Genomic DNA, 17,097 nt, shown 5'->3' on the forward strand with positions numbered 1-17,097 from the left:
CTTCCCCCGGGGTCAAGTTTCGGAGGCGCCGCCTTCACTCTCCGATGTAACCAGCGCGGCCATAGCGGGGGGGAGCTTGGAGGTGACGTTGAACTCGGCCACCCCCGGCCCGCCCGCAAACGAAATGAGCGAGGCGTGGAGGGCGTGCCGGCCGAGGGAGCGAATCTCGGCACCGCCGTAGAGCACGTCACCCGCGAGGGGGTGCTCGATGGCGGCGAAATGCACGCGGATCTGATGGCGCAAGGCACGCGAAACGGTGACCTCGACGAGGGCCCACGGGGTGCCCCGCTGGATCACGCGGTACGAGGTGGAGGCGGGGCGCGGGGCGTAGCGCATGACGTCGCGCGGGTGGATGCACGGGTAAACGCGGCGCTGATCCTTCGGGTGGTTCGCGATCGGAAACTCGATGGAACCTTCGTCGGGCAGATCGGCGCTCGCGCAGAGAAGCAGGTAACGCTTGTCGATGCGGTCTTCTTTGAGCGCCGTGCGCAGCACGTCGAAGGCTTCTTGGCTGCGCGCCGCGAGGACGAGGCCCGAGGTGTCCGTGTCGAGGCGGTGCACGAGGCCGGGCTCGCGCGCCGAGTAGCCCACGCCCGCGAGCTCCGGGTAGCGGCCGACGAGGGCATTCGCCAGCGAGCCGACTTCCCCGGGGCGGAGCGGCGCGGTGGGCTGACCGGCGGGCTTGTCCACGACGAGAACGCCCTCGCCCTCGAAGCAGACGACGAGCGGAGCATCGGGCGAGGGCTCGGCGGGGCTGTCGGCGTCGGAAACTTGGCTCGTATCGATGGAGATGACGTCGCCCTTCGCGACGACGGCGCCCTTGGGCTTGCGGCGGCCGTTCACCCGCACGGCGCCGGCCTCGATGGCGCGTTTCAGGCGCGCACGCGAGAGGCCCGAGGCGAGCTGCGCGGCGGCGCGATCGAGTCGTTCGCCGTCGAGCTGGTCCGGCACGGTGTATTCGCTTTTTTCTTTTGAATCCATAGCGGGGCCCGGGACCGTACCACGTCACCTCGCCCTTGCGGGATCCACCCACGCCTGGAGGGTCGCCAGGTCCGGTTCCATGAGAAATGGGGCGACCTCGTCGAGAGTGCCCACGCGGGACTGCGAGACGCCGAGCCGCTGGCATGCTGCCTTGGCAACCGCCGCTACGATGGGATGCGGGGATTGCACGAGTGCAACGAGCTCGGTCACCAGCGCCTTCGCGCCCAACTCCGCGGCGACGATGGCCGCGAACGGCCGAGGGTCGACCCGTCGATCGGTGCGGTCACGCAGAATGTTTCGCAACGTATCGAGCGTGCGCGCGCTCGGGCAGCGCGAGGTGATGCGGCGGTAGCCCGCAGCCTCGAGCCCGAGACGCGCCGAGGCGGACGACGTCTGCACGTACGCGCGCGCCGCGCGAACGAGCGGCTCGCAGTCCGGCTCGTAGGGACCACGGCCCGCTTGCGAACCATCGAGGTCGAGCGCGATGGAGTGCGCGGCCTCGTTCGCGTACGCATCGAGGTGCACGGTGAGGCGCTCCAGCGGCACGGCGCCGGGCGTATGGCCCGTAAAGCGCTCGCGCGGGGTCTCGATCACCACGTAGCTCCAGAGCGTCGAATCCGTCGCTTGGTCGCGCCCGAATGTCGTCTCGATGTGCACGCGGGTGATGCCCGCCCAGCGAAGAACGCGCGGCTGCTCCTCGTGATCGACGAGCAATCCCCAGGGCACGAGGGCCATCGGCACGCTGCGTGGCGCGACGTGCGGCGTGCGTCCCCAACGCAAACGGTGCATGGAATACGCCGTGGTGGCGATGGCCACGAGGCCCGAGGCGATCGCCCCCCGAGGACCAAAGGTATGCCAGATCCCCGCCCCCACCCCTGCTCCTGCGGCCACGACGCCCCCAAGGACGCCCAAACCGTGCCGCGGGCCGGGAAAGAACCCGACGTAGCGAAAATCCGGTGCGGGGGCCAGCATCTCCATATGATCCTTGATCTTAACGCTCTTGCTACCCTGGAGCACGGAGGCACCCTTTGTTCTGCACGACATGCGGCACGGACCTGAGCTCGTGGGGGGAAGCCTCGGACCAGCCGATACGGTTCTGCCCACAGTGCGGCTCCAGGGTGAGCATCCCTCCGGGGGAGCGGCGGGTGCCGATCTCCACACCGGCCGTGCCCTCGTCGAACGCGGCCACCGTGGCCGCCACGCCGTCGTGGCCGCATCCCCCCGTGGCTCAGGTGGTTAGTGTCCCCGAGCCGTCGGCGCCCTCGATGGGAAAGCGCGGCGGAACGAGCCAAATGCCGGAGCAGGTTCTGCAGAGCCGCGTCGTGGCGAGCCAGCAGCCGGTGCCCGCGTCCGTCGCCGCCGCGCCCGTGCCGTCGTCGGACCTGCGCTTCGTGCCCATTGCGGCGGGTGCCACGCTCGAGCGCGGCTATGGGCGCATGGTCATCGAGACGCGGGTCGGTGAGGGCGGCATGGGCATCGTCTGGCGCGGCTGGCTCTTTTACCCGCCCGGCGGGGCGCGCGGGGGCGAGCCACCCGTGGCCATCGCCCTCAAAGTGCTGCGCGCGCAGATCGGCGCACGGGAGGACGTGCGCGCGTTCTTCCGCAACGAGGCCGAGGCGCTGCGTGCGCTTTCGCACCCGAACATCGTGCGCTTTTTCGATTTGTTCGAATGGCCGCCGCAGCCGCCGTTGCCACCGCCAAGTCGCCCGGAGCCACCGTCGCTGGCCCTCGCGATGGAGTACGTCGACGGCGACACATTGGAGCAAGTCATCGCGCGGCACGTGGCGCGGGCGCAGCTACGCGGGCCCGGGGCGCTGCCGGGGATGCCGTTTCGCCGTGCCTGGTACTACTTCCAGCAATTGCTCGGCGCGCTGGCGGCGACCCACGCGCTCGGCATCGTGCACCGCGATGTGAAGCCGTCGAACATTTTGATCCGCAAAGACGGCATCGTGAAGCTCACCGACTACGGCATCGCGCGGATGAATCAGCCCAACGGCCCCGACGAGAGCCAGATCGCCCCGGGCACCGGGGCCTACATGTCCCCGGAGCAAGTGCTCTCGCAGCCGGTGGACGGACGGAGCGATCTCTATTCGGCCGCCATCGTGCTGTACGAAATGCTCAGCGGGCGCACGCCCTTCAGCACCGAGAACAAGAGCGAGTTCTGGATCCGCCAAGAGCAAGTGCAGCGCTCGCCGCCACCGATTCGCACCTTGGTCGCGCAGGCACCGCCGGTGCTCGATGCGCTCTTCTTCCGCGCGCTGGCCAAGGACAAAGCGATGCGCTTCGACAGCGCCATCGAAATGGGCAACGCCTTTCGCGAAGCCATGGGACTTCCCGACTCGGCCGAGTGGCGCGCCCAAGCCGAAATCGCCCGCGACGCGGTGCCCGCACAGGCCGCACCGGCGGAGGCCGAGCGCCAGGCACGCCTGGGGACCTTGCGCGATTTCCTCGTCAAGAAGTACCCCACGCTGGGCATGACGGCGGCGTGAGCGTTCAAGCCATGCGCGATTCGCGCGCGCGGGCGTGGGCCAAGGCGCCCAAGGTGGCCACGACGGCGGCGATGGGGGCGATGACGAGCGGCAAGAGCCCTGCGGCAATGGCCAAGGTGACGGCGACCCCGGGCGCGATGCCCAGGATGAAGGCCATGCGCGTGCGCTCGCGCGTGGTGCGCGCCAACGCGAGGGCCAGCGCCGCGTGGCGAACGTCGTCGGAGGCAAGCGCCACGGACCATTCACCGGGGGTGGCGCCGGCGGCGGAGAGCGCGACGGACACGTCGGCCGCCCCGAGCGCGGCGTCGTCGGACTGCGGGTGACCGAGCACCGCCACCGCGTGGCCGCCCTCGCGCAAGGCCCGCACCTCGGCACCGCGATCGGTGGGAAGAACCTCGGGACGGATGTGATCGATGTCCAGTGCGCGCCCCAGGGTCTCGCACGTGTCGCGAGCCTCGCCGCTCAGGAGCACCGGTTCGATGCGTGCATCATGCAAGCGTTGCACGGCGGCGCGAGCACCTGCGCGTAGACCATCTTGCAGCGCCACCAAGCCCACGAGCTTGCCGGCCAGCGCCACGAGCAGCACGCTGCGTCCCTGGGCCTCGAGCTCGGACACGCGTGCATCGGCGAGCGCCACGCTCACGCGCTCCTCGAGCAAGAGAGCACGGCTTCCCACGACGAGCCGCTCGCCGCGGGCGGAAAGCGCAGTGACACCGAGGCCTGCGTGCGCCGTGGCGTTGCGCACGTTCTCGATGCGGATCCCGCGCGATTGAGCCGCGCGCAGAATGGCCGACGCGAAGGGATGGCTCGACGCCGTCTCCGCACCGGCGGCCAGCGCCAAGACGCGGTTTTCCTCGAGGGAACCGAGGGGCTCCAGGGCCACGATCTCGGGCTCGCCCATGAGCACGGTGCCGCGGGAGCACACGACCGCGATGTCGGCGACGCCCGCATTCTGAAACGCGCGCGCGTCCTTGAAGACGATGCCATAGCTCAGGGCCTCGGCCTGCCCCTGCGCGTAATACAGGGCCAACGCCGCCCCCACGCCCCACACGCCCAGCGCCATCGCCGCCGCCGCAACGGCGGCCAGCACCGCGGGGCCGTGTCCGTCGTTGGCGACGACCGCCACCCCCACGAGCAACGCCGCGATGGGCGCCCCGCGCTCCAGGAGCAGCCGCGTTCCGCGCGCCAGCGGCGCAGCGACATCGATGCGCAGATCGGGATCCAGCAGAAGGCGCACCCACGCGCGCTCGTGCGCGGCCCACGTGGTCATCAAACGCAGCGTGCCCGAGACGACCTTGGCGCCGGCCACGATGGCGTCGCCCTCTTTCTTGCGCGCCTCGGCGGGCCCGTCGATCCACGGAATCACCGTGGCCTCGCCCGCGGCCACGATGGCGTCGACACCCACCACCTCGCCGGCTTCGACCATGACGTGTTCGCCGGGCTTCACCTGCGCGGGGTACAACTCCAGTGTCTCCTCGCCGCGCACCACGCGAACGCGCACGTCGAGCGCCTCGGCAATGCGCGCGCGATGGTGCGCAATCGGCTCGAGCGCGCGATCGACGCGGACCGCAATGACCAACGCCGCCGCGGCGCACAGCCCTGCGAACGCTGCCAGCGAGCCGGCATTGGCCTCGTGCCCCCACGCCGCCCAAAGCGCCGCGATGAGCGCGAGAACCGGCGGCAATGCCGCGATGTAGGGATGCGCCAGCGCCCGATCGTGGCGCGACGTGGACACGCGCACGAGCCAAATCGCGCATGCCACCACGGCCAGCGGCTCGCGCGCCACCTGCGCGCCCGCGAGCGCCACCACCGCGGCGAGCACGCCCAGTGCTGCACCGGCATACGCAATCGTGTCTTGCTTGGCGCGGAGAAACGCACGCCACCCGCGTTCCTCGGCGGCGGGCTCTCTCCTCCCGCTCGCGATTTCCTCTTCCTGCTCCTCGGAAACAGGAGGAGGAATGGGGGCGGGCTCGTGAACTGGCAACTCCTCCTCCGGGGGCGACGCCTCGTCCGGCGGAGGTTCTTCGTAGAGCGACTCTTCGATGGCCGCCGCGCGGTGGCTCGGCGCGGGAGACTCTTCGTTCGGCAATTCGTCCGCCGAATCGACGTAAGGATCGTGCCCCGTGGACAACGGCTCCGTCTCGGGCAGAGAACGCGACGAGATCCGCGGCTCGTCCAGATCCGGCCACGACTCGGCGGGCGGAGGAACGGCTTCGCGCGATCCATTCGTGTGCGCCGGCTTGATGATCGGCAGGACCGCGGGCGCCACCGGCGGAGGATCCGCCGTGAACCGTTGGAGCACCGACATCGAGCCGGCGCTCGACACGTAGTCACGCTTGCAGGTGCGATCGCAGAAGTAGAAAAACTGCCCCTCGAGGATCGCCACCTCCCCCGCCCGGAGCGGGTCGATCTTCTTGCCGCACGCAGGGCACGCATGCGTCGTCGAAGCGGGGGAAGGTGTGCGCCCGTCCATGAGAAGCCTCAGCGCCGCGCTTTGTCCAGCTCGGCGACGACGGTACGAAGCGCCGTCACGCCGCGCGCAAGCTCGGCCTCGGTGACCACGAGCGGCGGCGCAAAGCGAATCACGCGCTCGCCGGCGGCGATGAGCAGCACGCCCTGCGCCTGAATGAGCGGCAGCACGTCGCGCGCGACGAAGCCTTCGCGCAAGATGAGCCCCACGAGAAGGCCGTCGCCGCGGGCACCTTCGCACGCATTCGGGAAGTCGCGGACCAGGTCCTCGAGCATCCCGATCAACGCCGCACCCTTGGCGCGGGCGCCTTCGACGAGCTTCTCCTCGTCGAGGATCCGCAGCACGGTGAGCGCCGCGGTGCAGGCCAGCGGGTTGCCACCGAACGTGGACCCGTGCGTGCCCGGCGGAAGCGCATCGGCCAGCTTCTCCGTGGTGAGCATGGCCCCGATGGGAAAGCCGCCACCGAGCCCTTTGGCCAACGCGATGGCGTCGGGCATCACGTGGTCCTTCTCGAACGCGAGGAAGCGGCCGGTGCGCCCGATGCCGGTCTGCACTTCGTCGACCAAAAAGAGCGCCCCGTGCTCGTCGCACAACGCGCGCAGGCCCGAGAAGAAGCCGGGCGGCGCGGGGAAGACGCCGCCCTCACCCTGCACGGGCTCGGCGATCACGGCGGCCACGTCGGGTCCGATGGCCTTGCGCACGGCCTCGAGGTCTCCGTACGGCACGTGGGTCACGTTTCCTGGAACGCCGAAGCCCTCGCGGTACTTCGGCGTGCCGGTCATCGACACCGCACCGAGGGTGCGTCCATGGAAGGCGTTGTCGAAGGCAATGATGCGCGCCCGGTTCGTCTGGCCTTGGCCATAGAAGTAGCGGCGCGACATCTTGAGGAGCGCCTCGTTGGCCTCCGTGCCGGTGTTGCAGAAGAACGCACGCGCGAAGCCGCTGCGGCGACAGAGCTCGTCCGCGAGGCGGATGTTCGGCTCGTTGTAGAAGTAGTTCGAAACGTGCATCAAGCGCCCCGCCTGTTCGGCGATGGCGCTCACCAAGGTCGGATGCGCATGACCGACGGCGTCCACGGCCACACCCGCACAGAGATCCAGGTAACGATTGCCGTCGACGTCATAGAGATCGCAACCCTTGCCGCGGGTGAACACGACCTGCGCGGGGCGATAGTTTCCATAAAGGCGGCGCTTGGCAATCTCGAGGAGTTCGTCTTGGGGGGATGGCATGGTTTCCCCTTTATAGCAGTCGTCGCGGCGCGTCTCCTTTGCTGCGGCGCTCGAGCAAGATCTCCGCGATTTCGGCGAATCCTTCGCCCATCGGGTTCTGCGCAACGTACCGGGGCGGAACCGTGAGGCGTTCCAGGTAGGGCCGGACGTTGGCCACGCCGAAGGTGGTACGAAATGCCGCAAAACACGCGGCATCGTTGCCGCTGTCGCCGGCGAAAGCGTACGCGACGAGGGCCCGCCCGGCGTCCTCCGCGAACCGGTCGCGCAAGAAACGAACTGTGCCGGAAGCCTTGTCGTCGGTGTCGAATGTGGCATGCACGTGAACACTGGAACGCGTGGTGCGCGCACCTTCGTCCGCGATGATGGCCGCAATGGCATCGACGCGTTCGCGTGGCAGATGCACACGCTCGCCGATGTCCCACGTCACGTCGGACCGCCGCGCGTCGACGTCGTCGGCGAGTCGCGCTTCGGGCACCTCCATGCGAACCCGCTCGACGAGCTGTGCGAGGCGGATGCGCCGCCGGCGGCGTTCGTTCTCGTCGCACGCTTCGAGCCGCGCGATGCCTCGGCCTTCGCGCACGAGATGAACGGCGCCATTTTCGGTGACCGCACCGTCGATGGGCCACTGCCGAACGATGATTTCGCCCCAGCCACTGGGCCGGCCGGTGACGGCCACCAAGCGAAGGCCGGCATCGTGCAGCTTCCAGAGCGCCTCGTACGCTGCGCGCGTGAGCAGGCCGTGCGAGAGAAAGGTGTCGTCCAGATCGAACAGAAGACCGCGGAGCGAACACGCCGTCGCGGTGTCGAGCGAAGAGAGCGGGATCATCGGTTTTCGATGCGTGCGAGAAGCGCCTTCAGATAAAGCCCCTCGGGAAACGCCGCGCTCACGGGGTGATCGGCCCCTTGGAAGGCGCGCTCCCAGATGAACGCCTGCATGTTGGCGTGGAGCGCCCCGATGGCCAGCGAGCGCGTAAGTGCTTGCATGTCGACGGCCGAGGAGCACGAGCACAAGATGAGGTCCCCGCCCGGCTTGGTCGCGCGGCACCCCAATTCGGCGAGTTTCGCGTAGGCCATCAGCGCCCCCTCCCGCGAACCGCGCGTTGGAGCGAGACGCGGTGGGTCGACGATGACCAGATCGTGTCCGCCCTCGTTGCCCGCATCGCGCAGCGCCTTGCGCGCATCGGCCTTCACGAAGGAGATGCGTCCGTCGAGCCCATTGTCGCGCGCACAACTTTCCGCGACTTGAATGGCCAGGCCGCTCTCGTCGACGGAGGTCACGCTGTTGGCGCCTCCGCGCGCCGCAGCCAGGGCAAAAGGCCCCACGAAGCTGTACGCATCGAGCACGCTCCGCCCCAGCGCGAGCTGCTCCACGCGGGCCCGAAGCCCGCGCTGGTCGAAGTAGTACCCGGTCTTTTGCCCGAGCTCGAACGGGATGCGAAACGACAGACCGCGCTCGAAAAAGGCGAAACCCGCCTCGCGATTCTGCGCGCCGGGATCGCCGCGGACGATGCCGGGGTGGGTGGTGAATCCCTCGTGCTTCGCCGTGATCCCCGGTGTCCGATCGACGATGACCCGCGGCGCGAGCAGCTGCTCGAGGGCGGCAAGCACCATGTCCTCGCGGCGCTTCATGCCCGATGTGAGAAATTGCACCGCAAGCACGTCGTCGAAGCGATCGACGATGAGGCCCGGCAGGCCATCGCCCTCCGCGTGCACCAGGCGGTACCCGGTGGTCTTTTCCCCCTCGTGGCTGGGCAATCCGAGCCTCGCGCGCCACGTAAGCGCACGCTCGAGCTTCTCGCGGAAGAACGCGGCATCGAGCGGTGTTTCCGCATCGCGAACCAGGAGGCGGACGGGAATGGATGATCCAGGTGAGTAAAAACCGCGACCCAGCAGGTTGCCCCGGGGATCCATCACGGAGACTTCGTCGCCCGCAGCGACGCCTCCGTCCATCCGATGGATGGCTTGTGCGTAAATCCAAGGGTGTCCGGCCCAGACGGGCTGAACGTGCCCAGGCTTTAGGTGCACAGTCGGCATGCGTGGTCGACTCTACTACACGACATCGCGCCGGTGCGGCTCACCCTTCGGCGTGCAGAAGGTGACAGGAGCGACAGAGGTGGCGGGGGTGACGCCGGGCACGACGTGCGTTCCCCGTGCGACGTGAACGCCGGTCAACACTGGTCGACGGGACTGCGGGATTCCCCAGTGCGGCGAGCAGTTCTCCATGGCACTTGGGTTGCTAAGAAAGCATCCTATCTCGCCTACCACCGGCGCTAGAATACCCTCGAGGCATCCTCACATGACGAGCAACCAGAAGGCGGTCAGGACGATTTTTCTTTCGGCCCTTGCGCTCTCCGTCTCAGGAACGGCGCTGGCCCAAGCCGCCCCGCAACAACCCGGGGCCTCGTCGAACTGTCCGCCCGGCAGCTGGTTCTGCAACGACGCGGCGAAGGCCAATGGGGCCGCGGCGGCCCCCGCGAATGGTCAACTGCAGCCACTGCCGGGTACGGCGCCCGCGGCCGCAGGTGTCGAAGTCGGCGCCCCCGCGCCGCCTGCTGCTCCCGCGCCACCTGCACCGCCCGCCCCGCCGGCACCTCCCGGCACGCCCGTCGCGCCCCCCGTGGTGGTGTACCAACCCGCGCCGCCCCCCGTGGTGGTGGTGCAAGGGCGGGTCGATGCGCCGCCGCCTTACCAGTACACGCCGCGGCCGAATCACCGCCTGCCTTACAACCGCCAAGAGTGGGGTCTGAACCTTCGCCTCGAGGGCGCCATCCTCGGCCGAGACAAGGCGGACAACTCCGGCATGGGCGGTGGCGGTCTCGCGCTGCGTTTCAAGCCCTCGCCGTACTTCGGCCTCGAAGCCGGTGTCGATTTCCTCGGTGGCAAAGATTATTACGGCGACCGCCGCGGTGAGGTGAACTTCAGCGTCAGCGGCCTCATTTTCGTGAACCCGCGCTCGCGCGTGCAGGTGTACTTCCCGCTCGGCGTCGACTGGGCCACCGCCAGCATCAACCGCGATGGCTCGCGCTCGCCCGGCTGGTCCGACAGCCGGTACTACTACTTCGGCGGGCACGCGGGCGTCGGGCTCGAGTTCCGCGTCGCACGTCACTTTGCCTTGAACATCGCGATGATTGGGTTCATCCGCGGCCGCACCGATGCGGACAAGGATCGCAATCCGGAGTTCGTGGAGTCCGGCACGGGCCGAACGAGCAACACGTCCGGCGGCGGTCTCTTTCAAGGCGGCATGACGATCTACTTCTAGGAACCCGCTTCGCTTGGCGCGACGCCGGCTGTTTCTATTTTCGCTTGCTTGTCTTAGCGGCGCGTTCTTCGCGTGCGCGTCGCCGCCGTTCGATCTGGTCAGCGCCCTTTGGTTCGGGATGGCGGCCTTCGCGTACTTGCTGGAAGAGTGCGCGGAGGCCGCCGTTCCCTTTTCGTGGTTTCGCGGCGGCCTGCTCGGACTCGGGTTCGGCATCGGCGCCAACGTGGTGGCACTGCGGTTCGTGCCCGGTGTGGTCACGCGCTTTACCCCGCTCCCGTACTCCGTCGGGCTGGTCGCGCTGGTGTTGCTCGCGGCGGCGCAGGCCTTGCGCTGGATGGCGGCGGCGTGGGTGTGGAATGCACTGACGCAACGGATGCCGTGGCGGGTGCCTCGCCCAGTGGCCTTTGCGGCGGCGGTGTACATCGGCACGTGGGTGCCGGTCATCTTCCCCTGGAACCCGGCAGGCGGCGCCACGTTGCGTCCCGAGTTGGTGCAGCTGGCCGACATCATCGGTGAGCGCGGCGTGAGCGCGTGGATGGCGCTCTCCGCGGGCTTCCTCGCCATGGCGGTGCGGCAGCGGCAACTGCGCCCCGCGTGGGCGGCGCTCGCGCTGCCGGCGGCGATGTACCTCCACGGGCGCATCCGCATGGGCGAAATCGACGCGATGCGGGCCGGCGCGGAGACGGCCAAGGTGGCCCTCGTGCAGCCATCCGTGGAGGCCACGGAGCGCTGGGACCGCGCGCGCGCGCGGCACATTCTCACCTCGCTGACCGAGCTCACGCAGCGTGCGGAACGGGATGGGGCCGAGCTCACGATTTGGCACGAGTCGGCCTATCCGTACGAGATTGCCCACGCCTCGCGGCGCGCGCCCACGGCATCGTGGACGATCCTGCAGCCGGGCGTGCACGGGCCCGTGCTGACAGGTGCCGTACTCCGCGGAGGTCCGCCGCTTGCGGCGGCCGACCTTCAACGCAGCGGGGAGACGGAGCGATTCAACTCCGCCGTCGTGGCCCGTGGCGACGGATCGCTCTCGCAGCCGTACGACAAGCTGCACTTGCTCTGGTTTGGCGAGACCGTGCCGCTCGCCGACACGATTCCATGGATCCGGCGCACCTTCGCCCGAGGCTTGGGGCTCACGCCGGGCACGTCGCAGGTGGTCCTCGCCGTCGGGAAGGTGCGCGCCACCGTGCTCATTTGCTTCGAGGACACCCTGCCGGCCGCGGGGCGCGAAGCCATGGCCCTCGCGCCGAATCTCCTGGTCAACGTCACCAACGACGCATGGTTCACGGCGGGCGAGGCCGAGAGCACCGAGAGCGAGCTGCACCTTCGCATGGCCGCGATGCGCTCCATCGAGGGCCGCCGCGACATGGTGCGCGCGGTCAACTATGGCCCTACGAGCTGGGTCGATGCCGCTGGGCGCGTGCGCGGTCGGTACGCGAGCACCACGCCGGGCATCCTCCTCGCCCAGCCCGCGTTGCTGGAGACGCCGCCCACCCTCTACACGCGGTTCGGCGATGGGCCCTTCGCCGTGCTGCTCGCCGCCGGGACGGCGGCCGTCGCCTGGGCCGCGGCTAGGCGCCGGCGATGACGATCTTGCCGACGAATTGACCGTTCTTGAGACGCCCGAACGCCTCGCGCGCCTTGTCGAACGGCACGACGCGGTCGACGACAGGGCGCAACCGGTGCTGCGCGATGGCGCGGTTCAGATCCTCGAAGTGGTCGCGGCTCCCCGTGAAGATGCCCTGAAGGCGCGCCTTCTTCTGCAACAGCGGATAGATGTCCAGCTGCGCGGTGATCCCCGCGAGCACGCCGACGACGCTCACCTGCCCACCGGCCCGCACGGCGTGGATGGATCGCCCGAGTTCACTGCCCGTCACGTCGACGACGAAGTCGACGCCAACGCCCCCGGTGAGCTCCAGCGCGCGGACGTCCCAGTCCGGGTTCTTCTTGTAATTGATGCCCTCGTGCGCGCCGATCTCGCGGGCGCGTGCCAGCTTTTCATCGCTGCTGGAGGTCACGATGACGCGAGCCCCGGCGGCCCGCGCGAGCTGGATGGCGAAGATGGCGACGCCGCCCGTGCCTTGCACCAGCACTGTCTCGCCAGCCTTGAGCGGCGACTCGTTCAAGAAAAGAGAGTGCCATGCGGTAAGCGCGGCAATCGGCAACGTCGAAGCCTCCTCCAAGGACAAATGTTCCGGAAACGGCAACACCCGCTCGGCGGAAAAGAGCGCGTACTCGGAGAGCGCGCCTTGGTGCGGTTTACCAAGGGAGAGATCGTACGAGCCGCCAGGGGTGCTCCCAAACATGCGCGCGTGCGTCGCCCTTCCACCGATCCAATTCGAAAAGTGCGTCACCACGCGGTCGCCGACCTTCACCCGCGTGACGCCTTCTCCGACCGCGGCGACCTCGCCGGCGGCGTCGGACGTCGGAATCAGCGGCCGCGGGTGCTGCGGGCTCGCCACCCCTTCGACGAACACCAGATCGCGATAGTTGAGCGAAACGGCGCGCACCCGCAGCAACACCTCGCCGAATCCCGGTTTGGGCGTTTCGAGCTCCACGAGTTTCAGCGCGTCGATACCGAATTTGTCGTCGATGACCCAGGCTTTCATTCATTCCTCCAATGTGCCCGCGAACCGTAGATTCGTGCGTTCATCGGCAGTAGGTCCGGATTCGGAAGGTCACTCGTGCTAAAAAGGAACGAATCGTGGGCACCCTCGCCGGAATCGAGTTCTTCACGGCCACCGTCGAAGCGGGAAGCTTCGCCTCCGCCGCGCGCCGGCTCGGCGTCACCGCCTCCGCGGTCAGCCGGCGGGTCGCGCAGCTCGAGCGCGAGCTCGGCGTTCCGCTCCTTTCGCGCACCACGCGCTCACTCAGCCTGACCCACGACGGGCGCGCCTTTCACGAGCGGTGCGTGCGCATCCTCGGGGAGCTGCGCGAGGCGCACGATGCCATGGCGCGTGCCAGCCAGAAGCCGTCCGGGCTCCTACGCGTCGAGATCCCGGTCGCGCTCGGGCATGCCGTCATCACGCCGAAGATGCCTTTGTTTCTCGCCAAGTACCCGGCGGTCCGGCTCGAGCTCACGCTGCGCGATTCATTCGTCGACCCGGTGGCCGAGGGCATCGACATCCTCGTGCGCATCGGTCCACCGGGCGAATCCGCGCTCATCGCGCGCCGCCTCGGCGCGAGCCAAATCGTCCCGTGCGCTGCGCCCGCGTACCTGGCACGGCGCGGCACGCCCAAGGCACCGAGCGATCTCGCCGAGCACGATTGCCTGGGGTACCTCCGGGACGGGCGCCCCGATCCTTGGCGCTTCGTGGCCGCCGACGGCACCACCATGGCCGTCGACATCAAGGGCCCGTATCACGCCAACGACGCGGCTGCGGGCTACCAGGCGGCCTTGGCGGGCCGAGGGCTCGTCGCCCTGTTCGACTTCGTCGTGAAGGACGCTTTCGCGCGAGGCGAGCTCGTTCGCGTCCTCGAGAACTACCCCATGCCGACGCGTCCGATTCACGCGCTCTATCCAAAGAACCGCCACCTCTTGCCCAAGGTGCGGGTCTTCCTCGATTTCCTGGTCGAGCTATTCCGGGACCACAAAACGGCAAAGGCGTCAGCTTCAGGGCCGATTGCCCGAACTGACGCCCACACCGCCGATCTCCGCCGCGCCCCCCGTTCCTGAACGGCACGGCGCGGTGAGGGAGAGACGGGATATTACTGAATGAGGTCCTTGAGGGCCTTGAGGGCCGAAGCGCGGATCTTCTTGGAAGCCGGCTTGCCCTTGATCGTGATCGGCTGCTTGGTGAAGGGGTTGATGCCGGGACGGTCCTTCGTGGCCGGCTTCTTGACGGCCTTGAGCTTGAGCAGGCCCGGGATCACGAACTCGCCGGGACCGCGCGAGCTGAGTTGCTTCTTGATGAGTTCCGTCAGGCCATCAAACACCCGAGAGACGCTCTTCTTGTCGAGCTCCGAGAACTCAGCAATCTCGGAAATCACTTGCGCCTTGGTCATCCGCTTATTCGCCATTTGAGCTTCCTCCTGTCGAATGAAATCGACGATCGCCGGCCCACTCTAACGCTCTACCTGCGTCAATCGTTTCCCGCCAATACTGCCCCGAACACGTCCGTCCAAACGAATGTCTTCCCTCCCTCGCTTCGCCCCACGCTTGCGGGGACCGGTTCGGGGGAACAGGCAAAATCCCGGTGATGCACGGCTATACGCGACAGGTAACATCGCAAATCAGCACCCCGCAAGGGGAAAAAGCTTATTTCTTCGTCCCCACCCCTATTTTTTCCGCTCCACGTGAGCGGTAATTCCTCAAAGGTGGGGTTTCTATGGACCTCTGTGTGTCCATCCCGGGCGCTTCGTCTGGGCAAAGAAGCGCCGGAAAACCCTCCATTATCAACCCTTTGGCTCTCTCCTTTGAGGGCGGCGGGCCTTGGAGACTTTGGCGGACGGAGTCGATCGGCGTCCGGCCCCGCTTGCAGCGCGGTTCTTGCCCAAGGCCCCGCTCGCAGGGCCCTTCTTGCCCAAGGCCCCGCTTGCGGGGCCGTACTTGACAGCGGCCGCCGCCACGCAAAGCCGATCCGTTTCTTTTCGCATGGCCTTGTCGCGGGCTGGGGTGTCGTGGTCCCACCCCAGAAGGTGCAAGAGCCCATGTGCCACCAACATCGTCACCTCGGTGAGGGCATCGACTTGGCGCGCGGCGGCCTGTCTTCTCGCGGTCTCGATGCTGACGATGACATCCCCGAGAAGCTCGCCGGCAAGGTTGGAAAACTCGCCCTCACGCATCGCGAATGCCAACACGTCCGTCGGCTTGTCTTTTGCGCGATAGACTTTGTTCAATTCGTGAATGTGATCGTCGTCTGTTAAGACGATAGAAAGCTCGGACTCCTGCAATTGAAGAAGGCCGAGCATGGCCGTCGCACGGCGCTCCACTTCCCGCCGCGCGACACCTTTCCAAGGCCCGCACTCCACCACGACTCTAACGGTCATCTATCCGAAACTCAGTCCCGCGCCCCCCGATCCCGATCCCGCTCCCGACTTTCTCAGTACCCTCGGGAGCGCAGACAGGGGATAGAGGGGAGCGGGCTATCGAAACGAAGAGCCGTGGCTATTTGGCCGTGGCGGCCGATTTCTTTGCATCGGCGAGGAACTTCTCGAGTCCAATATCCGTGAGCGGATGCTTGATGAGTTGCTTCAAAATGTTACCGGGAATCGTGGCGCAATGAGAGCCCACGATGGCGGCCTGCGTCACGTGGTACGGGCTGCGAATGCTCGCCGCGAGCACCTGGGTGGGCAGATCGTAATTTTGATAAATGGTGACGATCTGCTCGATGAGTTCCATCCCCTCGTGCGACGTGTCGTCGATGCGGCCGAGGAACGGCGAGATGTACGTGGCGCCGGCTTTGGCCGCGAGAAGGGCCTGCGTGGCGCTGAAACACAGGGTGACGTTGGTCTTGATGCCTTCTTTGGTGAACGTCTTCACCGCCTTGAGGCCTTCGGAGATGAGCGGCACCTTCACGACGACGTTCTTGTGCAACTTGGCGAGGACGCGACCCTCGGTGAGGATCTCCTCGTAGTTGACGGATACGACTTCCGCCGAAACCGGACCGTCGACGATCTCGCAGATTTCAGGGATGGCGGTCTCGATCTTGCGCCCCACTTTGGCGAGCAGGCTGGGATTGGTCGTGCAGCCGTCCAAAATGCCCATCGAGGCAATTTCTTTGATCTCGCTCAGGTCGGCGCTGTCGATAAAGAGCTTCATGGCTTCCGATCTCCTCGGTCAATTATGGGTGCGAACTTATCCACCATCCACCCCGTCTGCGGTGCTATCTGTGCGGTTTTCATAGCGTCGGTGTCCACTGTTCTTGGGGGCGCCGGTGCTCACTAGCTAGGAATGAGCCTTAAAATGGGGTGTTTAGCGTGCGATCGGCGTTGGGGAACATGAAGGCTTGCGTCATCATTCCCGCGTACGACGCGGCCGCGAGTTTGGCGTCGGTCCTCGAAGAGCTCAAGAGGGAATTGCCTGAAATTCCCCCGGATCGGCTCATTGTGGTCGACGACGGTTCGCGTGACGGGACGGTGACCGTGGCCCGCGAGGCTGGGGTTCGGGTCGTTTCCCATGCGAAAAATCTCGGGAAAGGCGCTGCTCTATCGACCGGATTGCGCGAGGCACGTGATTTGGGGTGCGCCGTCGCGCTCACCGTAGATGCCGATGGGCAGCATCCGGCGTCCTCGGCACGCGCGGTGCTCGAAGGCGGGGCGGGGCCGCATGCGCTCGTGCTCGGCGTGCGCGATCTGGTGCGCTCGGGTGCGCCTCGCGCCAATCGGTTTTCCAACGGGATTTCCAATTTTTTCCTGTCGCGGTTCGCAGGGAGGACGTTGTCGGACACGCAGTGCGGGCTGCGCCGTTACCCGGTCGAGGAAACGCTCGCGCTTGGTCCGCGTTCCACGGGATACGCGTTCGAGGCGGAGATCATTTTGCTCTTCTGCGCGGTGCGTGCCGACGTCATCGAGATCCCCATCGACGTGGTGTACCCGCCCGAAGATGAGCGCGTCACCCACTTCGACAGCGTGCGCGACCCGGCGCGGATCATCGGCGTGGTGCTGCGCACGGTGTTTGCGACCCGGCTGCGGTCGTTGCGGCGCTTCACGGCTTACACTACGTGAGCC

General features: G+C 67.5%; 15 protein-coding genes. 5 read left to right on the forward strand and 10 right to left on the reverse strand.

Annotated features, from left to right (window positions below; translation table 11 throughout):
• Positions 1 to 12: 12 nt before the first annotated feature.
• A complete protein-coding gene (locus LVJ94_42745) occupies positions 13 to 981 on the reverse strand; it encodes an RluA family pseudouridine synthase (protein WXB03610.1) in 969 nt (322 codons plus the stop codon).
• Between the two features lie 24 nt (positions 982 to 1,005).
• On the reverse strand, positions 1,006 to 1,998 hold the full coding sequence (locus LVJ94_42750) for a hypothetical protein (protein ID WXB03611.1): 993 nt from the start codon (positions 1,996 to 1,998) through the stop codon (positions 1,006 to 1,008).
• Between the two features lie 101 nt (positions 1,999 to 2,099).
• Between LVJ94_42750 and LVJ94_42755 the strand changes: the two genes are divergently transcribed.
• On the forward strand, positions 2,100 to 3,470 hold the full coding sequence (locus LVJ94_42755) for a serine/threonine protein kinase (protein WXB03612.1): 1,371 nt from the start codon (positions 2,100 to 2,102) through the stop codon (positions 3,468 to 3,470).
• Between the two features lie 4 nt (positions 3,471 to 3,474).
• On the opposite strand, the gene LVJ94_42760 is transcribed toward LVJ94_42755, so the two are convergent.
• Genes LVJ94_42760 through LVJ94_42775 form a run of 4 tightly spaced genes read right to left on the reverse strand, consistent with a single transcriptional unit; the run spans position 3,475 to position 9,203 of the window.
• Positions 3,475 to 5,943, reverse strand: a complete 2,469-nt coding sequence (locus tag LVJ94_42760) for an HAD-IC family P-type ATPase (GenBank protein WXB03613.1) — start codon at positions 5,941 to 5,943, stop codon at positions 3,475 to 3,477.
• A gap of 8 nt (positions 5,944 to 5,951) precedes the next feature.
• On the reverse strand, positions 5,952 to 7,169 hold the full coding sequence (locus tag LVJ94_42765) for an aspartate aminotransferase family protein (GenBank protein WXB03614.1): 1,218 nt from the start codon (positions 7,167 to 7,169) through the stop codon (positions 5,952 to 5,954).
• A 10-nt stretch (positions 7,170 to 7,179) separates the two neighbouring features.
• Positions 7,180 to 7,995 (reverse strand): HAD hydrolase family protein, encoded by an 816-nt coding sequence (locus LVJ94_42770; protein ID WXB03615.1) that lies wholly within the window; start codon positions 7,993 to 7,995, stop codon positions 7,180 to 7,182.
• The gene (locus tag LVJ94_42775; GenBank protein ID WXB03616.1) at positions 7,992 to 9,203 is read right to left on the reverse strand and encodes a class I SAM-dependent rRNA methyltransferase; all 1,212 of its coding nucleotides are present in this window, start codon (positions 9,201 to 9,203) and stop codon (positions 7,992 to 7,994) included. The genes LVJ94_42770 and LVJ94_42775 overlap by 4 nt, the downstream gene beginning before the upstream one ends.
• Before the next feature lie 262 nt (positions 9,204 to 9,465).
• On the opposite strand from LVJ94_42775, the gene LVJ94_42780 reads away from it, so the two are divergent.
• Together LVJ94_42780 and lnt are read left to right on the forward strand one after the other, a co-directional pair.
• Positions 9,466 to 10,428: a porin family protein gene (locus LVJ94_42780; GenBank protein ID WXB03617.1), complete on the forward strand. Its 963-nt coding sequence runs from the start codon at positions 9,466 to 9,468 to the stop codon at positions 10,426 to 10,428.
• A 13-nt stretch (positions 10,429 to 10,441) separates the two neighbouring features.
• Positions 10,442 to 12,016: an apolipoprotein N-acyltransferase gene (gene lnt, locus LVJ94_42785; protein WXB03618.1), complete on the forward strand. Its 1,575-nt coding sequence runs from the start codon at positions 10,442 to 10,444 to the stop codon at positions 12,014 to 12,016.
• Here the strand turns inward: lnt and LVJ94_42790 are convergent.
• Positions 12,000 to 13,037 (reverse strand): NAD(P)-dependent alcohol dehydrogenase, encoded by a 1,038-nt coding sequence (locus tag LVJ94_42790; GenBank protein ID WXB03619.1) that lies wholly within the window; start codon positions 13,035 to 13,037, stop codon positions 12,000 to 12,002. The two genes, lnt and LVJ94_42790, sit on opposite strands and share 17 nt — an antisense overlap.
• A gap of 95 nt (positions 13,038 to 13,132) precedes the next feature.
• Here LVJ94_42790 and LVJ94_42795 point away from each other — a divergent pair, with 95 nt between their 5' ends.
• On the forward strand, positions 13,133 to 14,104 hold the full coding sequence (locus LVJ94_42795) for a LysR family transcriptional regulator (GenBank protein ID WXB03620.1): 972 nt from the start codon (positions 13,133 to 13,135) through the stop codon (positions 14,102 to 14,104).
• Positions 14,105 to 14,136: 32 nt separating this feature from the next.
• Here LVJ94_42795 and LVJ94_42800 read toward each other — a convergent pair whose 3' ends face one another.
• From LVJ94_42800 to fsa, 3 genes are all read right to left on the reverse strand, one after another.
• Complete coding sequence (locus LVJ94_42800) at positions 14,137 to 14,448, reverse strand: HU family DNA-binding protein (GenBank protein ID WXB03621.1); 312 nt, start codon at positions 14,446 to 14,448, stop codon at positions 14,137 to 14,139.
• Positions 14,449 to 14,823: 375 nt separating this feature from the next.
• Entirely contained in the window at positions 14,824 to 15,417 is a 594-nt protein-coding gene (gene ybeY, locus LVJ94_42805; GenBank protein ID WXB03622.1) for an rRNA maturation RNase YbeY, read from the reverse strand.
• Between the two features lie 118 nt (positions 15,418 to 15,535).
• Positions 15,536 to 16,189 (reverse strand): fructose-6-phosphate aldolase, encoded by a 654-nt coding sequence (fsa, locus tag LVJ94_42810; GenBank protein WXB03623.1) that lies wholly within the window; start codon positions 16,187 to 16,189, stop codon positions 15,536 to 15,538.
• 179 nt (positions 16,190 to 16,368) lie between these two features.
• Here fsa and LVJ94_42815 point away from each other — a divergent pair, with 179 nt between their 5' ends.
• On the forward strand, positions 16,369 to 17,094 hold the full coding sequence (locus tag LVJ94_42815) for a glycosyltransferase family 2 protein (GenBank protein WXB03624.1): 726 nt from the start codon (positions 16,369 to 16,371) through the stop codon (positions 17,092 to 17,094).
• The last annotated feature ends 3 nt before the right edge of the window (positions 17,095 to 17,097 follow it).

The organism is Sorangiineae bacterium MSr11367 (genome assembly GCA_037157805.1).
GTDB classification, from domain to species: domain Bacteria; phylum Myxococcota_A; class Polyangia; order Polyangiales; family Polyangiaceae; genus Pendulispora; species Pendulispora rubella.